The sequence below is a fragment of the Pseudoflavonifractor intestinihominis genome, from assembly GCF_040096055.1.
Taxonomy (GTDB): domain Bacteria; phylum Bacillota; class Clostridia; order Oscillospirales; family Oscillospiraceae; genus Pseudoflavonifractor; species Pseudoflavonifractor intestinihominis.
In genome coordinates, this window is record NZ_JBBMFK010000043.1 from 1 (window position 1) to 17,731 (window position 17,731).

General features: G+C 63.6%; 25 protein-coding genes and 1 pseudogene. 24 read left to right on the plus strand and 2 right to left on the minus strand.

The window, feature by feature from the left end; translation table 11 throughout:
* Window positions 1-178: 178 nt before the first annotated feature.
* The 4 genes from WMO64_RS16525 to WMO64_RS16540 are packed head-to-tail and all read left to right on the plus strand — an operon-like array spanning window position 179 to window position 1,253.
* On the plus strand, window positions 179-385 hold the full coding sequence (locus tag WMO64_RS16525) for a hypothetical protein (protein WP_349232690.1): 207 nt from the start codon (window positions 179-181) through the stop codon (window positions 383-385).
* A gap of 15 nt (window positions 386-400) precedes the next feature.
* Complete coding sequence (locus tag WMO64_RS16530) at window positions 401-787, plus strand: beta-sandwich lipoprotein (protein ID WP_349232691.1); 387 nt, start codon at window positions 401-403, stop codon at window positions 785-787.
* A gap of 14 nt (window positions 788-801) precedes the next feature.
* Entirely contained in the window at window positions 802-1,029 is a 228-nt protein-coding gene (locus tag WMO64_RS16535) for a hypothetical protein (RefSeq protein ID WP_349232692.1), read from the plus strand.
* A gap of 5 nt (window positions 1,030-1,034) precedes the next feature.
* Window positions 1,035-1,253 carry a hypothetical protein gene (locus tag WMO64_RS16540; protein WP_349232693.1) on the plus strand — a complete coding sequence of 73 codons (219 nt, stop codon included), beginning with the start codon at window positions 1,035-1,037 and terminating at the stop codon, window positions 1,251-1,253.
* Here WMO64_RS16540 and WMO64_RS16545 read toward each other — a convergent pair.
* Window positions 1,247-1,651, minus strand: a complete 405-nt coding sequence (locus WMO64_RS16545) for a type II toxin-antitoxin system HicB family antitoxin (protein ID WP_349232694.1) — start codon at window positions 1,649-1,651, stop codon at window positions 1,247-1,249. The genes WMO64_RS16540 and WMO64_RS16545 overlap by 7 nt on opposite strands.
* Before the next feature lie 33 nt (window positions 1,652-1,684).
* Window positions 1,685-1,873 carry a type II toxin-antitoxin system HicA family toxin gene (locus tag WMO64_RS16550; RefSeq protein WP_349232695.1) on the minus strand — a complete coding sequence of 63 codons (189 nt, stop codon included), beginning with the start codon at window positions 1,871-1,873 and terminating at the stop codon, window positions 1,685-1,687.
* A 226-nt stretch (window positions 1,874-2,099) separates the two neighbouring features.
* On the opposite strand from WMO64_RS16550, the gene WMO64_RS16555 reads away from it, so the two are divergent.
* The 20 genes and pseudogenes from WMO64_RS16555 to WMO64_RS16650 all read left to right on the plus strand — a co-directional run.
* Window positions 2,100-2,816 (plus strand): rolling circle replication-associated protein, encoded by a 717-nt coding sequence (locus WMO64_RS16555; RefSeq protein ID WP_349232696.1) that lies wholly within the window; start codon window positions 2,100-2,102, stop codon window positions 2,814-2,816.
* A gap of 136 nt (window positions 2,817-2,952) precedes the next feature.
* Window positions 2,953-3,099 carry a cysteine-rich KTR domain-containing protein gene (locus WMO64_RS16560; RefSeq protein WP_204741134.1) on the plus strand — a complete coding sequence of 49 codons (147 nt, stop codon included), beginning with the start codon at window positions 2,953-2,955 and terminating at the stop codon, window positions 3,097-3,099.
* A 188-nt stretch (window positions 3,100-3,287) separates the two neighbouring features.
* Window positions 3,288-3,605, plus strand: coding sequence for a hypothetical protein (locus tag WMO64_RS16565; protein ID WP_294548427.1), 318 nt, complete (start codon window positions 3,288-3,290; stop codon window positions 3,603-3,605).
* 114 nt (window positions 3,606-3,719) lie between these two features.
* Window positions 3,720-4,070: a hypothetical protein gene (locus WMO64_RS16570; RefSeq protein WP_294548424.1), complete on the plus strand. Its 351-nt coding sequence runs from the start codon at window positions 3,720-3,722 to the stop codon at window positions 4,068-4,070.
* The gene (locus tag WMO64_RS16575) at window positions 4,067-5,719 is read left to right on the plus strand and encodes a terminase large subunit (protein ID WP_349232697.1); all 1,653 of its coding nucleotides are present in this window, start codon (window positions 4,067-4,069) and stop codon (window positions 5,717-5,719) included. Before WMO64_RS16570 ends, WMO64_RS16575 begins: the two co-directional genes overlap by 4 nt.
* A 9-nt stretch (window positions 5,720-5,728) precedes the next feature.
* The gene (locus WMO64_RS16580; RefSeq protein ID WP_349232698.1) at window positions 5,729-6,994 is read left to right on the plus strand and encodes a phage portal protein; all 1,266 of its coding nucleotides are present in this window, start codon (window positions 5,729-5,731) and stop codon (window positions 6,992-6,994) included.
* The gene (locus tag WMO64_RS16585) at window positions 6,945-7,526 is read left to right on the plus strand and encodes an HK97 family phage prohead protease (RefSeq protein WP_349232699.1); all 582 of its coding nucleotides are present in this window, start codon (window positions 6,945-6,947) and stop codon (window positions 7,524-7,526) included. Before WMO64_RS16580 ends, WMO64_RS16585 begins: the two co-directional genes overlap by 50 nt.
* The gene (locus WMO64_RS16590) at window positions 7,523-8,713 is read left to right on the plus strand and encodes a phage major capsid protein (protein ID WP_349232700.1); all 1,191 of its coding nucleotides are present in this window, start codon (window positions 7,523-7,525) and stop codon (window positions 8,711-8,713) included. Before WMO64_RS16585 ends, WMO64_RS16590 begins: the two co-directional genes overlap by 4 nt.
* A gap of 57 nt (window positions 8,714-8,770) precedes the next feature.
* Entirely contained in the window at window positions 8,771-9,049 is a 279-nt protein-coding gene (locus tag WMO64_RS16595) for a head-tail connector protein (RefSeq protein ID WP_349232701.1), read from the plus strand.
* Window positions 9,042-9,353 carry a hypothetical protein gene (locus WMO64_RS16600; protein WP_349232702.1) on the plus strand — a complete coding sequence of 104 codons (312 nt, stop codon included), beginning with the start codon at window positions 9,042-9,044 and terminating at the stop codon, window positions 9,351-9,353. The genes WMO64_RS16595 and WMO64_RS16600 overlap by 8 nt, the downstream gene beginning before the upstream one ends.
* Window positions 9,346-9,729: an HK97 gp10 family phage protein gene (locus WMO64_RS16605; protein WP_349232703.1), complete on the plus strand. Its 384-nt coding sequence runs from the start codon at window positions 9,346-9,348 to the stop codon at window positions 9,727-9,729. The genes WMO64_RS16600 and WMO64_RS16605 overlap by 8 nt, the downstream gene beginning before the upstream one ends.
* On the plus strand, window positions 9,726-10,031 hold the full coding sequence (locus WMO64_RS16610) for a hypothetical protein (RefSeq protein WP_349232704.1): 306 nt from the start codon (window positions 9,726-9,728) through the stop codon (window positions 10,029-10,031). The genes WMO64_RS16605 and WMO64_RS16610 overlap by 4 nt, the downstream gene beginning before the upstream one ends.
* A 2-nt stretch (window positions 10,032-10,033) precedes the next feature.
* Window positions 10,034-10,618, plus strand: coding sequence for a major tail protein (locus tag WMO64_RS16615; protein WP_349232705.1), 585 nt, complete (start codon window positions 10,034-10,036; stop codon window positions 10,616-10,618).
* On the plus strand, window positions 10,618-10,980 hold the full coding sequence (locus WMO64_RS16620; protein WP_349232706.1) for a hypothetical protein: 363 nt from the start codon (window positions 10,618-10,620) through the stop codon (window positions 10,978-10,980). Before WMO64_RS16615 ends, WMO64_RS16620 begins: the two co-directional genes overlap by 1 nt.
* A gap of 185 nt (window positions 10,981-11,165) precedes the next feature.
* Window positions 11,166-13,181, plus strand: a complete 2,016-nt coding sequence (locus WMO64_RS16625; RefSeq protein WP_349232707.1) for a hypothetical protein — start codon at window positions 11,166-11,168, stop codon at window positions 13,179-13,181.
* A complete protein-coding gene (locus tag WMO64_RS16630) occupies window positions 13,181-13,567 on the plus strand; it encodes a hypothetical protein (RefSeq protein ID WP_349232708.1) in 387 nt (128 codons plus the stop codon). Before WMO64_RS16625 ends, WMO64_RS16630 begins: the two co-directional genes overlap by 1 nt.
* Window positions 13,564-15,777: a hypothetical protein gene (locus WMO64_RS16635; protein ID WP_349232709.1), complete on the plus strand. Its 2,214-nt coding sequence runs from the start codon at window positions 13,564-13,566 to the stop codon at window positions 15,775-15,777. Before WMO64_RS16630 ends, WMO64_RS16635 begins: the two co-directional genes overlap by 4 nt.
* A gap of 9 nt (window positions 15,778-15,786) precedes the next feature.
* Window positions 15,787-15,933 carry a hypothetical protein gene (locus tag WMO64_RS16640; protein WP_349232710.1) on the plus strand — a complete coding sequence of 49 codons (147 nt, stop codon included), beginning with the start codon at window positions 15,787-15,789 and terminating at the stop codon, window positions 15,931-15,933.
* Window positions 15,934-16,045: 112 nt separating this feature from the next.
* Window positions 16,046-17,323 (plus strand): collagen-like domain-containing protein, encoded by a 1,278-nt coding sequence (locus WMO64_RS16645; RefSeq protein ID WP_349232711.1) that lies wholly within the window; start codon window positions 16,046-16,048, stop codon window positions 17,321-17,323.
* A 1-nt stretch (window position 17,324) separates the two neighbouring features.
* Window positions 17,325-17,731 (plus strand): annotated as a pseudogene (locus tag WMO64_RS16650) (hypothetical protein); the annotation flags it as partial.

Here is a 17,731-nt window from a genome sequence, read left to right on the forward strand (position 1 = left end):
AGAGCTGGCACCGGCAGCAGATCGAGGATTGAAGGCCGTGGTCCGGCCTTCTGCCGGGCGGGGTGGCGTCTTCCCCGTCCGGACCTCCTTTTCCCGGGCCCGCTCCAAGGGGCGGCGCCCGGCAGAGGGCCGGATCATTTTCTTGGCCTTACGAAAATGATAGCAGGAGGATATACCGATGATGACAATATGCTGGGCCTGTGGCAACGCGGTGCCTGACGCGGAGGGAGAGAGGGGATGTCCCTGGAGCAGGGAGGGCAAGCCCGTGGAGGGCTGGACGGCTGAGCGCCGGGACATCCTGGTCCAGGCCACAAGCCCGGGCGGCGAGAAGAAGCGGGTTGAGAGCTACCAGGTTATTACATGCCCGGCGTTTGTGCCGGGATAGGGGAGGAGAACGAAAATGAAAAAGCTGATTGCTGTTATTGTGCTGGCCGGTGCACTGGTATTGCTGGGTGGCTGCCGGGAAAGCGACCGGGTGTCCCACAACATCTCGCAGGAAGCCGACAACTTCAATGTCACCCGGAAAATCACGGTGATCAATGTCCGGGATGATACGGTCTTGTACGAGCTCATCGGCAATTTTGCCATGACGAACGAGGGAAACAACGAGCTGTCCGTCATCAGCGAAGTGGGAGAGGGGCAATACAAGAAGGATTTTATCTATCTGAGCGAGTGGACTACGTATATCGTGCAGGATGTGTCCGGTGCCTACGTGGACAAGTATCACTATGAGGTCAACATCCTGCCCCAGATGATCGGCGGCGTAACGGTTACTACGGATGACTGAGTGGAGGGATAGCGATGAAACACGCGCCAATCCGCCGCAGGGATGTGCGAGACGTGGTCAACCTGCTGGAGGGACTCTACTATGCCAGCCGGCGGAAGAGCCAGAACAGGCCGCCTGAATTTGAGCATCTGAAGCTCGTGGACTACGGCTATCAGGACGGGCTGCGGTGCGCCATGATGCTGCTGAACGGGCTGCTCAAGCGGGAGGCGGTGTCCGATTCGGACACAGGAAAGGAGAAGTGAAGGCGATGGGCAATAAGAACCTACGGCGGCTGAGCCTGGTGGTCACCGCCCAGACAGCCTGGCATCTTGAGCAGCTGGCCAGGGTGTGCAGATACCGGGAGACAGGGCACGTGGTGGACAAGCTGGTGCGGGAGAAAATGCTGTCCATCCGGATACCGGCCCAGGAACGGCGGGGACAAAAAAGCCCGCCCCGTAATGGGGCGGGCGGGCGTAACACTTATTGAGCCTGCTTCTGGTAGAGCGCGGTCAGCGCCTCGGTGAGCACCTGGGAGAAGTTGAGCTTTTTAGACTCGGCAAAGGTGTTGAGCCAGGCCGGAATGGTCAGATTCTTCCGCACTGCCTTGTTGCCGTACTTCTCGGCATAGGCATCCATGTCCAGCACAACGGCGCTTAGAAAGTCTCCGTCGGCAACGGAAATTGACGCCGGGGAGCTGGCGGCGGGAATGGCGTTCCCTTCCTCCAGTTCACCAAGAATCCAGCCGGAGGCAGCGTCCGCTGCCATCTCAATGGCCTCCGCCAGGGTTGCGCCCTCGGTTACACAGCCGGGAAGATCGGGAAATTCAACCGTGTAGCCGTCGCCTTCCTCCCAGGGACTGAACAGAGCGGGATATACAAGTTTCATGATGTCCTCCTTATAGCGCGGCAGGGCGGGGGCTTATTTCAGCCCCGCCTGCCTCATGATGCTGTTCCAGGTTTTGATGTTCAGGTCTTTTCGGTTCGCTGGGATGGTCACCTTTCCGGGCTTGGAGGGATGCTTGAAGTGCTTGTGATCTCCTTTGGTACAAACGTAAAACCAACCATCTGCCCGGATAATTCGCTCGGCTTCTGCTGAGCTGTGATTCATATCGTTCCCTCCTTACACTTATATTATACGCATAATGCGCATAAAAGTCAAGAGGGAATAAAGAGAAAAACAAGAAAATTTTTACTTTAAACGGGGGGCGACTAAAATGGACGAGATGACTTTATCGCGGACGGCACCTACGACACGGCCGACAACTACGGCCGCACATTCGTGGCCTTCTGGGATGAGCCTGGAAGGGATGATAGGACTATGACGGGGGGCGGCCATGGATAGACCGTGGTACTGCGTCCGGCAGCGGGCCGGGCCCCTGACCAAGGAGTGCCGGGCAATCCGGCCAAGGCTGTCCAGGGAGGACAGCAGGAGCGACCGGCGGGAGAAGAATGAGATCATCCGCTCACCCCATTCGGCGGTCTGCCGGAGCCAGGCGGACCGCCTGGAGCTCCGGCTGGCCCTCTTTGGCTACGAGGGCGTGCACTACACCCTGACCTATGACTCCGTCCATCTGCCCCGCACCTTCCGGGAGGCCATGGCCACCAAGCGGGCTTTCATGGCCCGGGCCAGGCGGTTCAACGATGGCCGGCCCTTTGACTGGGTGACCTGCATCGAGGGCCTCCACGGGGACCACCGCTACCACATCCACATGGTGCTCCGGGAGAGCGATTTCCCGCCGGCGGTGGTGCGGCATCTGTGGACGGCGGGGGAGGTGGACGACGAGCCGGTGCTGATGGCCGGGGGCGGATACCGGCGTCTGGCCGAGTACCTCACCAAGGAGCGGACGGACGGGATCATCATCCCCATCGGCCGGCGGCCGTGGAGCTGCTCCCGCAGCCTGTCGGGCCGGCTCCCGCCGCCGGAGCGGTGGAAGGACGAGAGCGGCGCCATTGATATTCCGGACCGGGTCCTCTGGTCCAGGCGGAACCAGCGGGAGAACGATTTCGGCGCCTACAACTACGCCAGCTACATCGTCCCGAAGGGGACCTGAGCGGCTTCCCCTCGCGCGCGCGCACGCGCACGCGCGATCTATCTTGAAACCTAGTGGAACAATAGACACACGGGAGGGAAAAGCGTTGCCTGAAAAACTGAATTGTGGTAAACTTATCGTGAGGGACGGATGGCTGATGTGTCCGTCCTGTGGGAAGCAGAGAGTGCTCCGGATTTACCCGGAGACCAGGGCGAAGTGCTTGCAGGTCTACTGCAAACGCTGCGGCCATGAACACATCGTGAATATCGACGAGTGCCTGTGCCAAAGTGCCTGTGCCACATGAACCGTGTGAGCGGTCGTGTCGGCGCAGGCGCTTTTTGTATCTCCGGAGGCGATAGCCCGGAGCTGAAGCCAGAGCCCGACATGATCCCAACACGGGATGCGGTCGGACTCTGGCTTTTTGTTTTGCCCGGAGGTGATAGCCCGGGACCAAGAGGCCGGTGTCCGACCCGGACACAAGGGGGGCGCCGCATGAAAGCATTTGCAAAGCAGTTCTACCGGTCCAAGGCCTGGCGGGCCTGCCGGGCGGCATACATCGCCCAGCGCCTGCGGATCGACGGCGGGCTGTGCGAGGAGTGCCGGGACCAGCAGGGGTACATTGTCCACCACCTGGTCCAGCTGACGCCGGAGAACATCGGCAACCCTGCGGTGACCCTGAATCATAGCCTGCTGGCCTACGTGTGCAAGGACTGCCACGACCGCTACGAGGGCCACGGCCTGGGCAGAGGCAAGCCCATGGCCTGCGCCTTCGACGCAAGCGGCCAGCCGGTGGACCGGCGCAGGCTCTGACCCGGGCCAGCGCGCCGCCGCCCTCCCCCCGGTGAGCCCCGGGGGCGGGTACCAGGGAGACCGATGAGCGGGAGGTAAAAAAGAGCGGGTCACACACAGGAAGGGGGTGTGGAAATGGCAAAAGGACCCAGCAAAAAGGAGCTGGGCCGGTTCGCGGATACCTATAAAGCGGCCAGCCCGGAGCAGCAGAAAATCTGCCTCCAGCTGATTCTGAACGCGGTGTTCATGGAGGAGCAATTGACCGCACTCCAGGCACAGATTCGGAAAAACGGCGTGAAATCCGAGTATCAAAACGGCGAAAATCAGTGGGGGGAAAAGAAGTCCGTGGAGGTGGATGTCTACAACGCCATGATTAAAAACTACGCCGCCGTCATCCGGCAGCTGGGGGACATGCTGCCCCAGGCGCCCCCTGCGGATGACGAGCTGATGGAGTTCCTGAAAACCGGGGGCGGTGGTGCCAGGTGACCGACCTGGAGCGCTACTGCACCGGGCTGCTGGACGGGACCATCCCGGCCTGCCGCCGGATGAAGCAGGTGGCGGAGCGGCTGCTGGAGGACCTGGCCAGCCCGGGGGAGTTCCACTTCGACCCGGACATCGCGGCCCGGCACATCGGCTTCATCCAGCGCTTCTGCAAGGTGCCCTCCGGCCGCATAGGTGCGCCCCTCCGGCTGGAGCTGTTCCAGCGGGCCCGGCTGGAGGCGGTGTTCGGCTTTGTGGACGACAACAACCTGCGCCGCTACAACGAGGTGCTGGTCATCGAAGGCCGCAAGAACGGCAAGACCACCGAGGCCGCCGCCATTGAGCTGGACCTGCTGGTCAACGACGGCGAGGGCGCACCCCAGATCTATAACGTGGCCACCAAGCTGGACCAGGCCCGCCTGGGCTATGAGGCGGCGGTGCGGATGCGGCAGATGTCGCCCATGCTGGCCAAGCACCTGCGCAAGCGGGTGTCGGACATCTACTGCCCCATGAACATGGGGTTCATCAAGCCCATGGCCTCCAACACCTCCAGCCTGGACGGCCTGGACGCCCACGCCGCCACCATCGACGAGCTGGCGGCCATCAAGAACCGTGACCTGTACGACCTGGTCAAGCAGGCCATGGGAGCCCGGAGCCAGCCCCTGCTCTTTGTCATCACCACCAACGGCTTTGTGCGGGAGGGCATCTTTGACGCCCAGTACAAATACGCCTGCGACGTGCTGGACGGGAAAATCTCCGCGCCCCGGTTCCTGCCCTTCCTCTACGAGCTGGACGACCGGGCGGAGTGGGACGACCCGGCGTGCTGGGAGAAGGCAAACCCGGGCCTGGGGACCATCAAGAGCCGGGCCTACCTGGCCGAGATGGTGCAGAAGGCCAAGGACGACCCCAGCTTCAAGCCCACCGTGCTGGTGAAGGACTTCAACATGCCCCAGACCTCGGAGAGCGCCTGGCTGCGGTGGGAGGAGCTCAACAACGAGGCCACGTTCCAGATACCCTTCGACTACGGCATCGGCGGATTTGACGCCGCCGACACCACCGACCTCAACGCCGCCAAGGCCATCTTCATGCGGCCGGACGACCCCAACGTGTATGTGCGGTCCATGTACTGGATACCGGAGGCGGTGCTGGAGGAGGCCCGGCGGACGGGCAGCCGCCGCGAGCGGGACAACGTGCCCTATTCCCTCTGGGTGGAGCAGGGGTACATGCGCACCTGTCCGGGCCGGAAGTGCGACAAGCAGATTTTCCTGGACTGGTTCCGGGAGTTGCGGGACAGGGAGGGCCTGTACATGCTCTACATCGGCTACGACCCGTGGCACATCGACGACAGCCTGCTGCGGGCCTTCCAGGCCGAGTTCGGCCCCGACTCCATGATACCGGTGCGCCAGGGCGTGGCCACCCTGTCCCAGCCCATGAAGGACCTGGCGGCCGACTTCCGGGACCACCGGGTCATCTACAACAACAACCCGGTGGACAAGTGGTGCCTGGTCAACAGCGAGGCCAAGAGCGACGTCAACGGCAACATCCAGCTGGTCAAGACCCTGGACCCCCGCCGCCGGGTGGACGGCACGGCCGCCCTGCTGTGCGCCTACACGGTGCTCCAGGACAAGAAGGACCTGTATATCAATCTGAACTGAGGTAAGCCCATGGGACTCTTTGAAAAGCTGTTTCCACAAAAAACCGCCGAGGCGGCGGTCTATACCTACTTCAAGACCCTGGGCGGGTACACGCCGGTCTACACCTCCTTTGAGGGCGGGGTCTACGAGATGGCCCTGACCAGGGCCTGCATCCACACCTTTGCCACCCATGTCAGCAAGCTCAAGCCCATCGTCACCGGCCCGGGCAGCGGCCGGCTGGAGCGGGTCCTGCAATTCCAGCCCAACCCCTGGATGGACACCAAGAAGTACCTGTACCGGCTGGGCACCATCTACATGACGGAGAACACCGCCTTTATCGTGCCGGTGTACAGCGACGAGCTGATGCTCAGGACCGAGGGCTTCTATCCCATTCTTCCGTCCCAGGCGGAGATTGTGGAGCGGGGCGGCGGGCAGTACGTCCGCTTCCGGTTCCCCACCGGCCAGGTGGGGGTGCTGGAGCTGGAGAACACCGGCATCCTGACCCAGTTCCAGTACCGGAGCGATTTCTTCGGCGAGGGCAACGGCGCCCTGCGGCCCACCATGGAGCTGCTCAACGCCCAGAACCAGAGCATCCTCAACGGCGTGAAGGCCTCGGCCTCGGTGCGCTTCCTGGCCCGATTGGCCAACGTGCTCAAGCCGGAGACCATGAAGGAGGAGCGGGACCGCCTGGTCCAGGACAACCTGACGGCGGGCAACTCCGGCGGCGTGATGATCTTTGACAGCAAGTACGCCGACATCAAGCAGATCGACAGCAAGCCCTACATTGTGGACGACAAGCAGGCGGCCCAGATCCGGGAGTCGGTGTTTGATTACTACGGCATGTCGGACGCCATTTTGCAGAACAAGTACACGTCCGACCAGTGGTCGGCCTACTACGAGGGCAAGATTGAGCCCTTTGCCATTGAGCTGGGGCTGGTCCATACCAACATGACCTACACGCCGGCGGAGGTGGCCCGGGGCAAGGAGATCGCATTCTCGGTCAACCGCCTCCAGCACATGACCATGGACGACAAGCTGGAGACCGTGACCCAGCTCTTTGACCGGGGCATGATGAACATGGACGAGGGCCGGGAGGTGTTCCAGCTGCCGGCACTGAACACGGTGGAATCCAAGAAATATTACATCCGGCGGGACTACGCCGAGGTGAACGCGCTGGGGAAGGAGCCCCAGGGAAAGACGGAGGTGAGCGGCGATGCCGGTGTGCAAGGACCGGGAGTACCGGGCAATGAGCCTGCTCCTGCCCCGGAAGGCGGCGGAGAAGAGGCTGGAGAGTGACCACTACGTGGAGGGCTACGCCACCACGTTTGATGACCCCTATGTGCTCTATGAGTGCGACGGCATAAAGTACCGGGAGCAGATCGACCGCCACGCCCTGGAGGGGGCGGACCTGTCCGACGTCATCATGCAGTATGACCACGCCGGGCGGGTGCTGGCCCGCAACAGCAACGGCACGCTGCTGCTGGAGCCGGACGAGCGGGGGTTCTTCATCGCGGCGGACCTGTCCAAGAGCGAGGCGGCCCGCAGCATGTACGAGGAAATCAGCAGTGGGCTGGTGACCAGGATGTCCTGGGCCTTCCGGGTGGAAAAGGACGCCTACGACCGGGCCACCAGGACCCGCACCATTCTGAAAATCGCGAAGGTCTACGACGTGTCGGCCGTGTCCATGCCGGCCAATCCGTCGACCGAAATATCCGCCCGTTCCTGGCTCCACGGAGTGATGGAGGCGGAAAAAGCGGAGCGACTTGCAGCCCAGGCTGCCGAGCGGAAAAGGCAGAGACTCAAACTTTATTTGGAGGTAATCAGATGAAAAACCACAAGAACAAGCTCAGCGGCATCGGCATCCAGTTCTTTGCCGCCCCCAGCGCCCGCATGGGCGAGATTGAGAGCCGCCTGTCCGCCATCGCCCAGGAGCTGGAGCGGGACGACTGCGACGTGGACGCCCTGGAGCGGGAGGCCCGCGCCCTCAAGGAGGAGCGTGACACCCTGACCCGCAGCGCCGAGCGGCGCCGTCAGCTGCTCAGCGAAATCGGCGCCGGCCGCACCGGCCGGGTAACCCATACCTTTGAGGGCGGCACGCCCGAGCAGCGCACCTATAGCGTGGACACGCCGGAGTACCGCTCCGCCTGGCTGCGGAATCTCCAGGGCCGGGACCTGTCCGCCGAGGAGCGGGCGGCAGTCACCGCCACGGCGGCCATCCCCACCACCACCATGAACAAGATCATCGCCCGCATGGAGCTGACCCCCATCATCCAGGCGGTGGATGTGACCTACATCCCCGGCAACGTGACCTATCCCGTTGAGAAGACCGTCAACGGCGTCAGCTGGGTGGACATGGGCACCGCCGCCACCGACAGCGCCGACGCCCTGGACGCCGTGACCCTGGGGGCCTACAAGCTCATCAAGACGGTGGAGATTACCGCCGACGTGATGGCCATGGCCGTTGACGCCTTTGAGGACTGGCTGGTGGCCCGCCTGGGCAACAAGATGTCCGTGGCCGTGGCCGCCGCCATCGCCGCCGGCACCGGCAGCAACCAGGCCACCGGCCTGACCAAGAGCGGCGAGATCACCCAGACCGGCACCTACACAAAGGCCGGTATGACCTACAAGGACCTGATGACCATCCTGGCCACCCTGCCCACCCAGTACATGGCCAACGCCAAGTTCGCCATGCCCCGGGCGGTGTTCTACTCCGACCTGCTGGGCATGACCGACTCCAGCGGCAAGCCCGTGGTGGTGGCCGACGTCCAGAGCCCCGCCAAGTTCAACATCCTGGGCTATCCCGTTATCCTGGAGGACAACATCCCCAAGGACAACATCGTCTTCGGCGACCTTTTCGACGGCTACAAGTTCAACTTCGCCATGGCGCCCACCGTGGAGAGCGACAAGTCGGTGGCCTTCCGCTCCGGCTCCACCGTCTACCGGGTCATGGCCCTGGCCGACGGCAAGCCCGCCGACAAGAAGGCCCTGTGCCTGTTCACCCGGGCCGGTGCGTAATCCGCCCCGCAGGCGGTCCCGTGGAGGGGCCGCCTGCGGGAATAGGAGGGATTTGATATGACCCATGTACAGGACATCCGCACCGCGCTGCGCATCTCCGGCACAGCGCTGGACGACGAGATACAGGACACCATCGACGCGGCGGTGCTGGACCTGAAGACAGCGGGGGTGGACAAGGGCGACGTGGACGCCCTGACCGGCATGGCCGTCAGGCTGTACGCCCGCTGGCAGTTTGACTACCGGGGCAAGGGGGAGGAGTACCACAGGGCTTACGAGAGCCTGAAAGCCGTCCTCTCCATGTGCGAGGAGTACCGGGGAGGCGGCGGCTATGAATGATACCCTGGTGCTTATCGGCCTGACCTATGCCGCCAACAGCCTGATGGAGCAGGTGCCCGCCGGCGAGACCCGGACGGAGATTTTCGGAGAGGAGCGCTCGGTCACCCGGGCGGAGTGGTATGAGGGCGGCCGGGAGGGCATGAAGCCCTCTGTCATGTTTGTCACCCCGTCCATCAATTACACCGGACAGCAGGAAGCCGAGCTCCGCGGCAGGCGGTACGTGATCTACCGCACCTACCGCCGCAGGGACAGCGAGGAGACCGAGCTGTACCTGGAGGAGAAGGCGGGGGTGGCCTATGGGTAAGGTCAGAGTGGATAGAATGGCGGAGGCCCTGGGGGCTGTACTGGAGGACTATGGCCAGGAAGTCAGGGATACCGTAAAGCGCACTGTCAAAGCGGCGGGAGAGTCCTGTAAAGAGGACATCCAGCGCCGCAGCCCGGCGCGAAAGCAGCGAAGAGCCTACCAGAAAGGCTGGCGCTGCGAGACCGTGTACGACGGCCCCAAGGGCATCCGGGTCCGGGTGGGCAACAAGACCAAGGGCCAGCTCACCCATCTGCTGGAGCATGGCCACGCCAAAGTGGGCGGCGGACGGGTGGAGGGTATCCCCCACATCCGCCCGGCAGAGGAGAAGATGGAGCGGCAGCTGCTGCTGGACCTGAAGGAGGCGCTGGAGGAATGACCCAGGAGGAGCTGGCCCGCCGTCTGGCAGACACTGGCCTGCCGGTGGCCTACCGGGCCTTCCGCACCAGGCAGGACCCGCCGTACATCTGCTATGTCTATGTGTACGACGCCCAGTTTTTCGCCGACGACGTGATGTACTACTCCGCCGGCCACTACCAGGTGGAGCTGTACACTTCCGCCAAGGACCCGGCCGCTGAGGCCAAGGTAGAGGCCGCCCTGGAGGGCCTGTGCTGGGAAAAGAGCGAGGAGTACCTCCAGGACGAGAAAGTCTATCAAATTCTATATGAAATTGAGGTGTAACAATGGCAACAGGCAAAGCCAACAAGGTCAAGTTCGGCCTGAAGAATGTGCACTACGCCCCCTTGACCGTTGGAGAGGGTGGGGAAATCACCTTTGGTACGCCGGTGCCCATCCCCGGCGCGGTGAGCCTCTCCATGGACGCCCAGGGCGACCAGAGCACCTTCTACGCCGACGACATGGCCTACTATGTGACCTCCGCCAACGACGGCTACAAGGGCACTCTGGAGATTGCCCTCATTCCGGACAGCTACCGCAAGGACGTGCTGGGGGAGACGGAGGACGAGACCGACAAGGTGCTGGTGGAGAACGTGAGCGCGGAGCCCAAGCCCCACGCCCTGCTCTTTGAGTTTGCCGGCGACCAGAAGGCGGTGCGGCATGTGCTGTACAACTGCTCGGCCACCCGGCCCGGCGTCTCCGGCAGCACCACCAACAACACAAAGGAGCCCTCCACCGAGAGCCTGACCCTCACCGCGTCACCGCTCACTGACGGCAGGATCAAGGCTCGCACAACCCCGGAAACCCCGGATGAGAAGTACAACAACTGGTACAAGACCGTGTGGCAGCCCGGAGCGGGGGTGGGCGGCTGATGGAAAAGATTATCACCATTGACGGCCGCTCCGTGCCCTTCCGGGCCACGGCGGCCATCCCCCGCCTCTACCGCATCAAGTTTGGCCGGGACATCATGCAGGACATGCGGGACATCCAGCAGGCCGTGGAGAAGGCCCAGGCGGGGGAGGAGCCCATCCCGGTGAAGCTGCTGGAGGTCTTTGAAAACGTGGCGTACCTGATGGCCCGTCACGCCGACCCGGACATGGAGGCACACACCGTGGAGGACTGGCTGGACGGCTTCGACACCTTCTCCATCTACGAGGTGTTCCCCGAGCTGCTGGAGCTGTGGCGGGCCAACAACCAGTCCATCGCTGAGAGCAAAAAAAAACGAATCCCGTAGACCGGGAGCTGACCACGGCGCTCTTCCTCCTGCGGGCGGCCCAGCTGGGCATCCCCATCCGGGACCTGGAGCTGCTCACCATCGGCATGGTCACCGACATGCTGATTGAGGCGGGCAACGACGGCGCGGAGTATGACATGCTCCCCACCCAGGCAGACTTTGACGCATTTTAAGGGGGCGGACCAATGGCACGCAACAGAATCAAGGGTATCACCGTTGAAATCGGCGGCGATACCACCAAGCTGGACAAGGCCCTGGCTGGCACCAACAAGCAGCTGTCCGCCACCCAGCAGTCCCTCAAGGACGTGGAGCGGCTGCTCAAGCTGGACCCGGGCAATACCGAGCTGCTGGCCCAGAAGCAGAAGCTGCTGGCCCAGGCGGCCAGCGGCACGGCGGACAAGCTCAAGACCCTTCGGGAGGCCGCACAGAGCGCCGACGAGGCCCTCCAGCGGGGGAGGGACTACCAGGCCAAGTATGAGCCGCTGAAGGCCCAGCTGGACAGCGTGGCGGCCTCCATGCAGGGCCTGGAGGCCAACGAGGCATCCATGCAGGCCAAGCTGGAGAGCGGTGAAATCTCCACGGAGCAGTACGACGCATTTAAGAAAAAGCTGGAGGACACCCGGAAGGCCCACCAGGCCCTCCAGCAGGCGGTGAAGGACCTGGACAAGGAGTTCGCCGGGGCCAGGCTGGACCAGAGCCAGTACGATGCCCTTCAGCGGGAGCTGGCCGAGAGCGAGCGGGAGGCCAAGGACGCGGAGAAGGCCTTCAAAGACTGCTCCAGCGGCCTGGATGAGCTGGGCCGGAAGGCGGGGACCGTGTCCGACAAGGCGGGAAAGGTGGCCGAGGCCTTTGCACCGGTGACCGCCACGGTGGGGGCCCTGGCCGGCGCGGCGCTGGCCACCGTCCCCGCCACCGAGGAGCTGCGGGGCGACCTGTCCATGCTGGAGAACAACGCCCGGCAGGCCGGGGTGGGTATGGATGCCGTGCAGCAGGCTTTTCTGGACTTCAACGCGGTTTCCGGCGAGACCGACAGCAGCATTGAGGCCATTTCCAACCTGCTCCAGGCGGGCTTTACCGAGTCCAACCTCCAGCAGGCGGTGGAGGGCCTGGCCAATGCGGCCATCACCTTCCCCGACACTCTGAAAATTGAGTCCCTGGCTGACAGCCTCCAGGAGACCCTGGCCACCGGTGAGGCCACCGGCCAGTTCGGCGAGCTGCTGGACCGGTTGGGCATCGGCGCGGAGAACTTCTCGGCGGGGCTGGCCATGTGCACCACGGAGGCTCAGAAGCAGGACTACGCCCTCAATGCTCTGGTGGGCGGACCGCTGAAGGGGGCCTACGAAGGATGGGCGGAAAGCAACCAGGAACTGATGGAAAACCGCCAGTCCAGCATGGAACTCCAGAAAGCCATGGCCGACCTGGCGGAGCTCCTGGTGCCAATCATCACCCAGCTCACCGACTTTGCAACGGAATTTTTGGAGTGGTTCACCTCGCTTGACGACGGCTCCAGAAACGCCATTGTCGCCGTCGGCCTTTTAATTGCGGCTATTGGCCCTATGGCGGGCGCGGTAAAAGCTGTAACAGATGTGTTGCCGTTCCTGTTGGATTTGTTTTCTGGAATAGGTGTGAAGGGACTTATTGCGGCGGTAGCGGTTGGGCTTTTTGTCGGTTTGGCAGCCAAAGTGGCAGACCTGTGGGATGATATGACAGGCGTTGAAAAGGTAATTTCCGTTATCGGACTTTTGACAGCCGTTGTATTTGGAGCGGCCCTTGCATTTGGTGCGCTTCAGTCGGCACTCTCTATGGGTATCGCTGGCGCGGCAATCGCAGCTGGTATTCTGGCGGTCGTTGCGGCAATCAGTTCTGCCACCCAGCGCGCAAACGAGGCCACCCAGAACCTCAACCGGAGCATGTCCTCCGCCGGCGGGTCCATCCCCGGCTTCGCCACCGGCGGCGTGGTGCCGCCCAACAACCCGTTCCTGGCGGTGCTGGGAGACAACAGACAGGAGCCGGAGGTGGTGGCGCCCTACTCCACCATCAAGCAGGCCGCCGGCGAGGCCCTGGCGGAGCGGGGCAATTCCGGCGGGACGGGCCGGGGCGACGTGTATCTGGACGGCACAAAGGTGGGCCGGGTGCTCTACTCCTGCATTGAGGGGGAGCGCACCCGTCTGGGCGTGAAGCTGACAGGGGGGAGACGGTAATGGTCACCATGGACGGCAGACAGTACAGGGTGCGGGTCAAAATCAAGTCCCTGCGCCGGTCCTTCCGCATCGAGGAGGACGACCGGTCCGGCATGGTCAAGTCGGGCGCCTATTTCCGCTCCATCATCGGCACCTACTACGACTACGCCATGGGGGTGGAGCCCGACCCGGCGGCCCCGGAGGAGTACGACGATTTCTTTGAGGCCATCTCCGCGCCGGTGGAGTCCCACTCCATCACCGTGCCCTACGGCCAGGGCACCATGACCTACGACGCCATGATCAGCTACGGCGAGGACACCCAGCGGGACAAAATCGGCGGCGTCACCCGCTGGACCGGCCTGACGGTTACATTTTCGGCCCAGAAGCCCCAGAGGAGGCCCGTATGAGCACGATCAACAAGCTGGTATACGGGGACATTGTCCTCACCGACGACGAGATTGAGGACGGCGAGGCGTACACCGCCCTGGCCCTTCTGTCCGACGCCCTGGAAATCGGCACCCTCCAGGTGCAGCTTACCATCCGGGACCAGGCGGTGGGGGAGAAGCTGTCCGCCTTCCGCCGTAACGACAAGCTGCTCTACTACCACCGGGACGCCCTCCGGGGCACCTACTACATCGAGAGCGTCCAGCGCACCGGCAAATACAGCTATGAGCTCAAGGCCAACGACGCGGTGGCTCTGCTGGAGCAGTCCACCCACTACGGCGGCATCTACACCGGCCAGACCGTGGCTCAGGTGGTGGCCGACATCTGCAACATTCCCTACCTCATCCAGACCCGGTTCGCCGGCGTCAAGCTGTACGGCTGGCTGCCCATCGCCACCCGCCGGGCCAACCTGATCCAGGTGCTCTTCGCCGTGGGGGCCAACACCAAGGTGGACCAGAACGGCACGCTGCGCATTGAATCCCTGTGGGACGGCGTGGCTACCTCAATCCCGGAGGACCGGGTGCTCCTTGGCGACAGCGTCCAGTACGCCACTCGGGTGACCGAGGTGTCCGTGCTGGAGCACCAGTACATTCCGGGCAGCGAGACCGTGGACCTCTTCGACGGCACGGCGGCGGAGGGGGATATCATCCAGTTCTCTGAGCCGGTCTATGACCTCTCCGCCGAGGGGTTTTCCGTCCTGGAGAGCGGCGCCAACTACGCAAAACTATCGGCGGGCACCGGAAAGCTGACGGGGAAGAAGTACGTCCACACCACCCGGGACGTGCGGGCCCAGGCGCTGCCCGACGACGTGCCCAACGTGGTGGAGGTCACCGAGGCCACCCTGGTGTCCCTGGTCAACGCCTCTGCGGTGGCCCGGCGGCTGGCCCGATACTACGCCTGCCTGGACACCCTGACCCACGATATCATCCACCGGGCCGAGCGCCCCGGGGACGTGGTGGCCTTTGAGCACCCCTTCGGCGGCGCGGCCACCGGCTGCATCAAGGACACCGCCGTGGCCCTGGGCAGCCGCCCTGTGGCCACAGAGAACGTCCTGGTGGGCTACAGGCCGCCCAGGGCGGACGTGGGCACCCTGGACCAAAGGGTGGTGCTCACCGGCGCGGGGGAGTGGGTGGTGCCGGACGATGTGCTGCCGGGCACAGTCGCTCTGGCGGTGCTCATCGGCGGCGGCAGCGGCGGCTGGAGCGGCCTGCCCGGCGAGCCGGCCGGGGAACAGCACGTGGTGAGCGGCGAGCACGAGGACTCACGTTACGTTACGTACTACAAATCCATCTCCGAAGCCCTGGGCGGCGCAGGGGGAGCGCCCGGCGAGCCGGGCGTGGGCGGGAAGATCCTCCAGGTCAATACGACCCTCAACCCCGGGGCGCGGATCTCCTACTCCTGCGGCAAGGGCGGCAAAGGCGGCGCGGCCGGTGATGAGACGGTCCGGGGGGAGGAGGGCGGAGACACGGCGTTCGGCTCGTATTCCTCCGCCGCCGGTTCCCGCAGCCCGGAGGGCTATATGGACGTGACCACCCAGGAGGTTTTTGCCGCCGACGGCGTGTCCGGCGTAGCTGGTGGAGACGGAATGGGCGTAAAGGACGGGGAGGAAATCCCGGCGCCTGATGTGGTCTACAAGGGCGTAACGTACAAAGGCGGCGTAAAAAACCCGGAGATAGACGAAAAAACCGGCGGAGACGTGGATTACCAATACGGCTACCGGACAGCCAGGTCCCTGGGCGGATACGGCGGCGGCGCGGCGGCCGGCACCGACGGGGAAATGGGCGGGCCGCCCGGCGATGCGGCCATCACCAGCGACGGCGCGACGTCTACGGCAGGACGGGGCGCGGACGGCGCGGATGCCGTGGCGCCCGAGAAACCGGCGGCATACGGGACCGGCGGCGACGGCGGAAACGGCGGCGGAGGAGGGGGGATCGGTTCCGCCGGGTACACCGAGGCCCGCTTGTATTACAGCTCGGGCAAGCCGCCTGTGCCGAATCTGGTATCCAACGCAGCAGAGCGCAGCGCCGGAGGAAAGGCCAGCCCGGGGGCGGACGGCGGCGACGGGTGTGTCCTGGTCTTTTTCGGCGTGCCCGAGACCTATGTGTCCGGGCCGGTGAAGGACAAAAACGGACGGATGGTCCTGGACCGGCTGGGCCGGAGAATCATTGTGTGAGGTGAGAAAATGGCAACACTGGAGGAGCTGGAGGAGCGCGTCAAGGCCCTGGAGCAGGCCCAGGCACAGACCCCCACGGAGTACTACACCAGCAAATACTCCGGCGAGGAGATGGATGCCCTGCTGGATAAAATCGCGGCCATGTCGGGCGGCTGAGGGCTGTCTGACAGCTTAAGCGGACGGCAGGGTCCCATATTGGCGGCCGGAACGCCGGTATGTGAAGGGACGCCTGGCGGGGGGCGGCCCGGAACAGAGAGGAGAGATGCGCATGATTCATTTTGACGACTGGCGGCTGACGAAGGATGAGGGGCCGGTCATCGCCCGGCAGTACGACAACCTGACCGGGCGGCTGGAGATCCTGGGAGCGTTCCCCGAGGGCTGGGACTGGACGCTGCTGGTGCAGGCGGACAAGCACCTGGACCTCATCGCCCTGACGCCCATGGAGGGCGGCCTGGGCGTGGACCTGACGGCGGAGATGCTGGCTGTGTCCGGATACTACACCGTGCAGCTCAAGGGCGTCCGGGGCGAGCTGGTGCGCCACACCAACCAGGTGCGGATTTTTATCCCGGACAGCCTGTCCGGCGACGCCAACTGGCCGGAGGTGCCCAGCGAGTTCAGCCAGGTGGAGGCCAACATCCGGGCGCTGGGCGCACACCCGCCCGTCCCCGGAGATGAGGGCTTTTGGCTGGTGTGGGACCTGGAGCGGGACGAGTATGTGACCTCAGACCTGCCCCTGCCCGACGTGTCGGTGGGCCCCCAGGGCCCCGAAGGTCCTCAGGGACCCCAGGGTGAGCCGGGCCCCCAGGGCCCTCAGGGAGAACCCGGACCTCAGGGTGAAAAGGGCGAGCAGGGTGAGCCTGGCCCGCAGGGAGAGACCGGCCCCGCAGGCCCGGAAGGCCCTCAGGGCCCCCAGGGTGAAAAGGGCGACACAGGCCCCCAGGGACCCCAGGGGGAAAAAGGCGAGAAGGGTGATACAGGCCCTCAGGGACCCCAAGGTCCAAAGGGTGACACAGGACCCCAGGGCCCGGCAGGGGACGGAGTGCCGCCTGTCAGCGGTGGGTCCGACGGAGATGTACTTACGATTTCTGAAGGTTCTCCGGTATGGGCGGGGCCCAAGCAAGGAATTTCTTGGAGCCCCGCCGGAGTGCAAGAGATGGATGGGGTTGAATCTGCGGTTGCGTTCTCTTGCGATTTCCACGCATTATTTGTCGTTACGGTATTTGGAACGCAACAGCCTTTGAATGCACAAAAAGCGACAATATCAGTTACGCACAAAAGCGGTAAAACATGTATGTTTTACCCGCAGTCTTTGAATTCTACACAATTCAATCCGAAAAATGTTTTTATTATTTTCGGAGGAAGCCGAAATAGGGCGATGATTTTTATGAAAGGAGAATCTATCATCTATACTGGCTCCGTAGGAAACGCACTTGAACAGGGCTTCGATACAGTCTCCGATGATGTAGTTGACCCTGTAGAAACCGTAACTGTAACATTTGATGCCCCCCCAGTGTCTGGAACTCTTGTGTACGTGGAGGGTATGTAATATGTTTTTAAATGGCGAAAAAGTAGAGGATAGCGATATTGTAAAGGACGCAATCGCCGCCTTTCAAAAGACTTATCTGGCCCCCAGCCCCCAGGAGCAGGCCATGACGCTGGCCCGTACCATGGCCGCATCGGCCACCGGTTTGACCGACACCGTAGCCCTCAGTATCCCCGACCTTCTGCCCACCTGGGACGAATTGCTGGAGGCCGGGGAGCCCATCCAGCCGGGCGTATGCCTGATGCACAACGGCCAGTGCTACCGACAGGCGCAGTCCAGCGCGGTGACGCCACAGGCCCGCCAGGCCCCCGGAGGGGATGGGATGCTGGCGGTATACCGTCCCATCGAGCGTGAGCACGCTGGCACTCAGTCGGACCCCATCCCCTGGGTGTATGGGATGGACAGCTACAA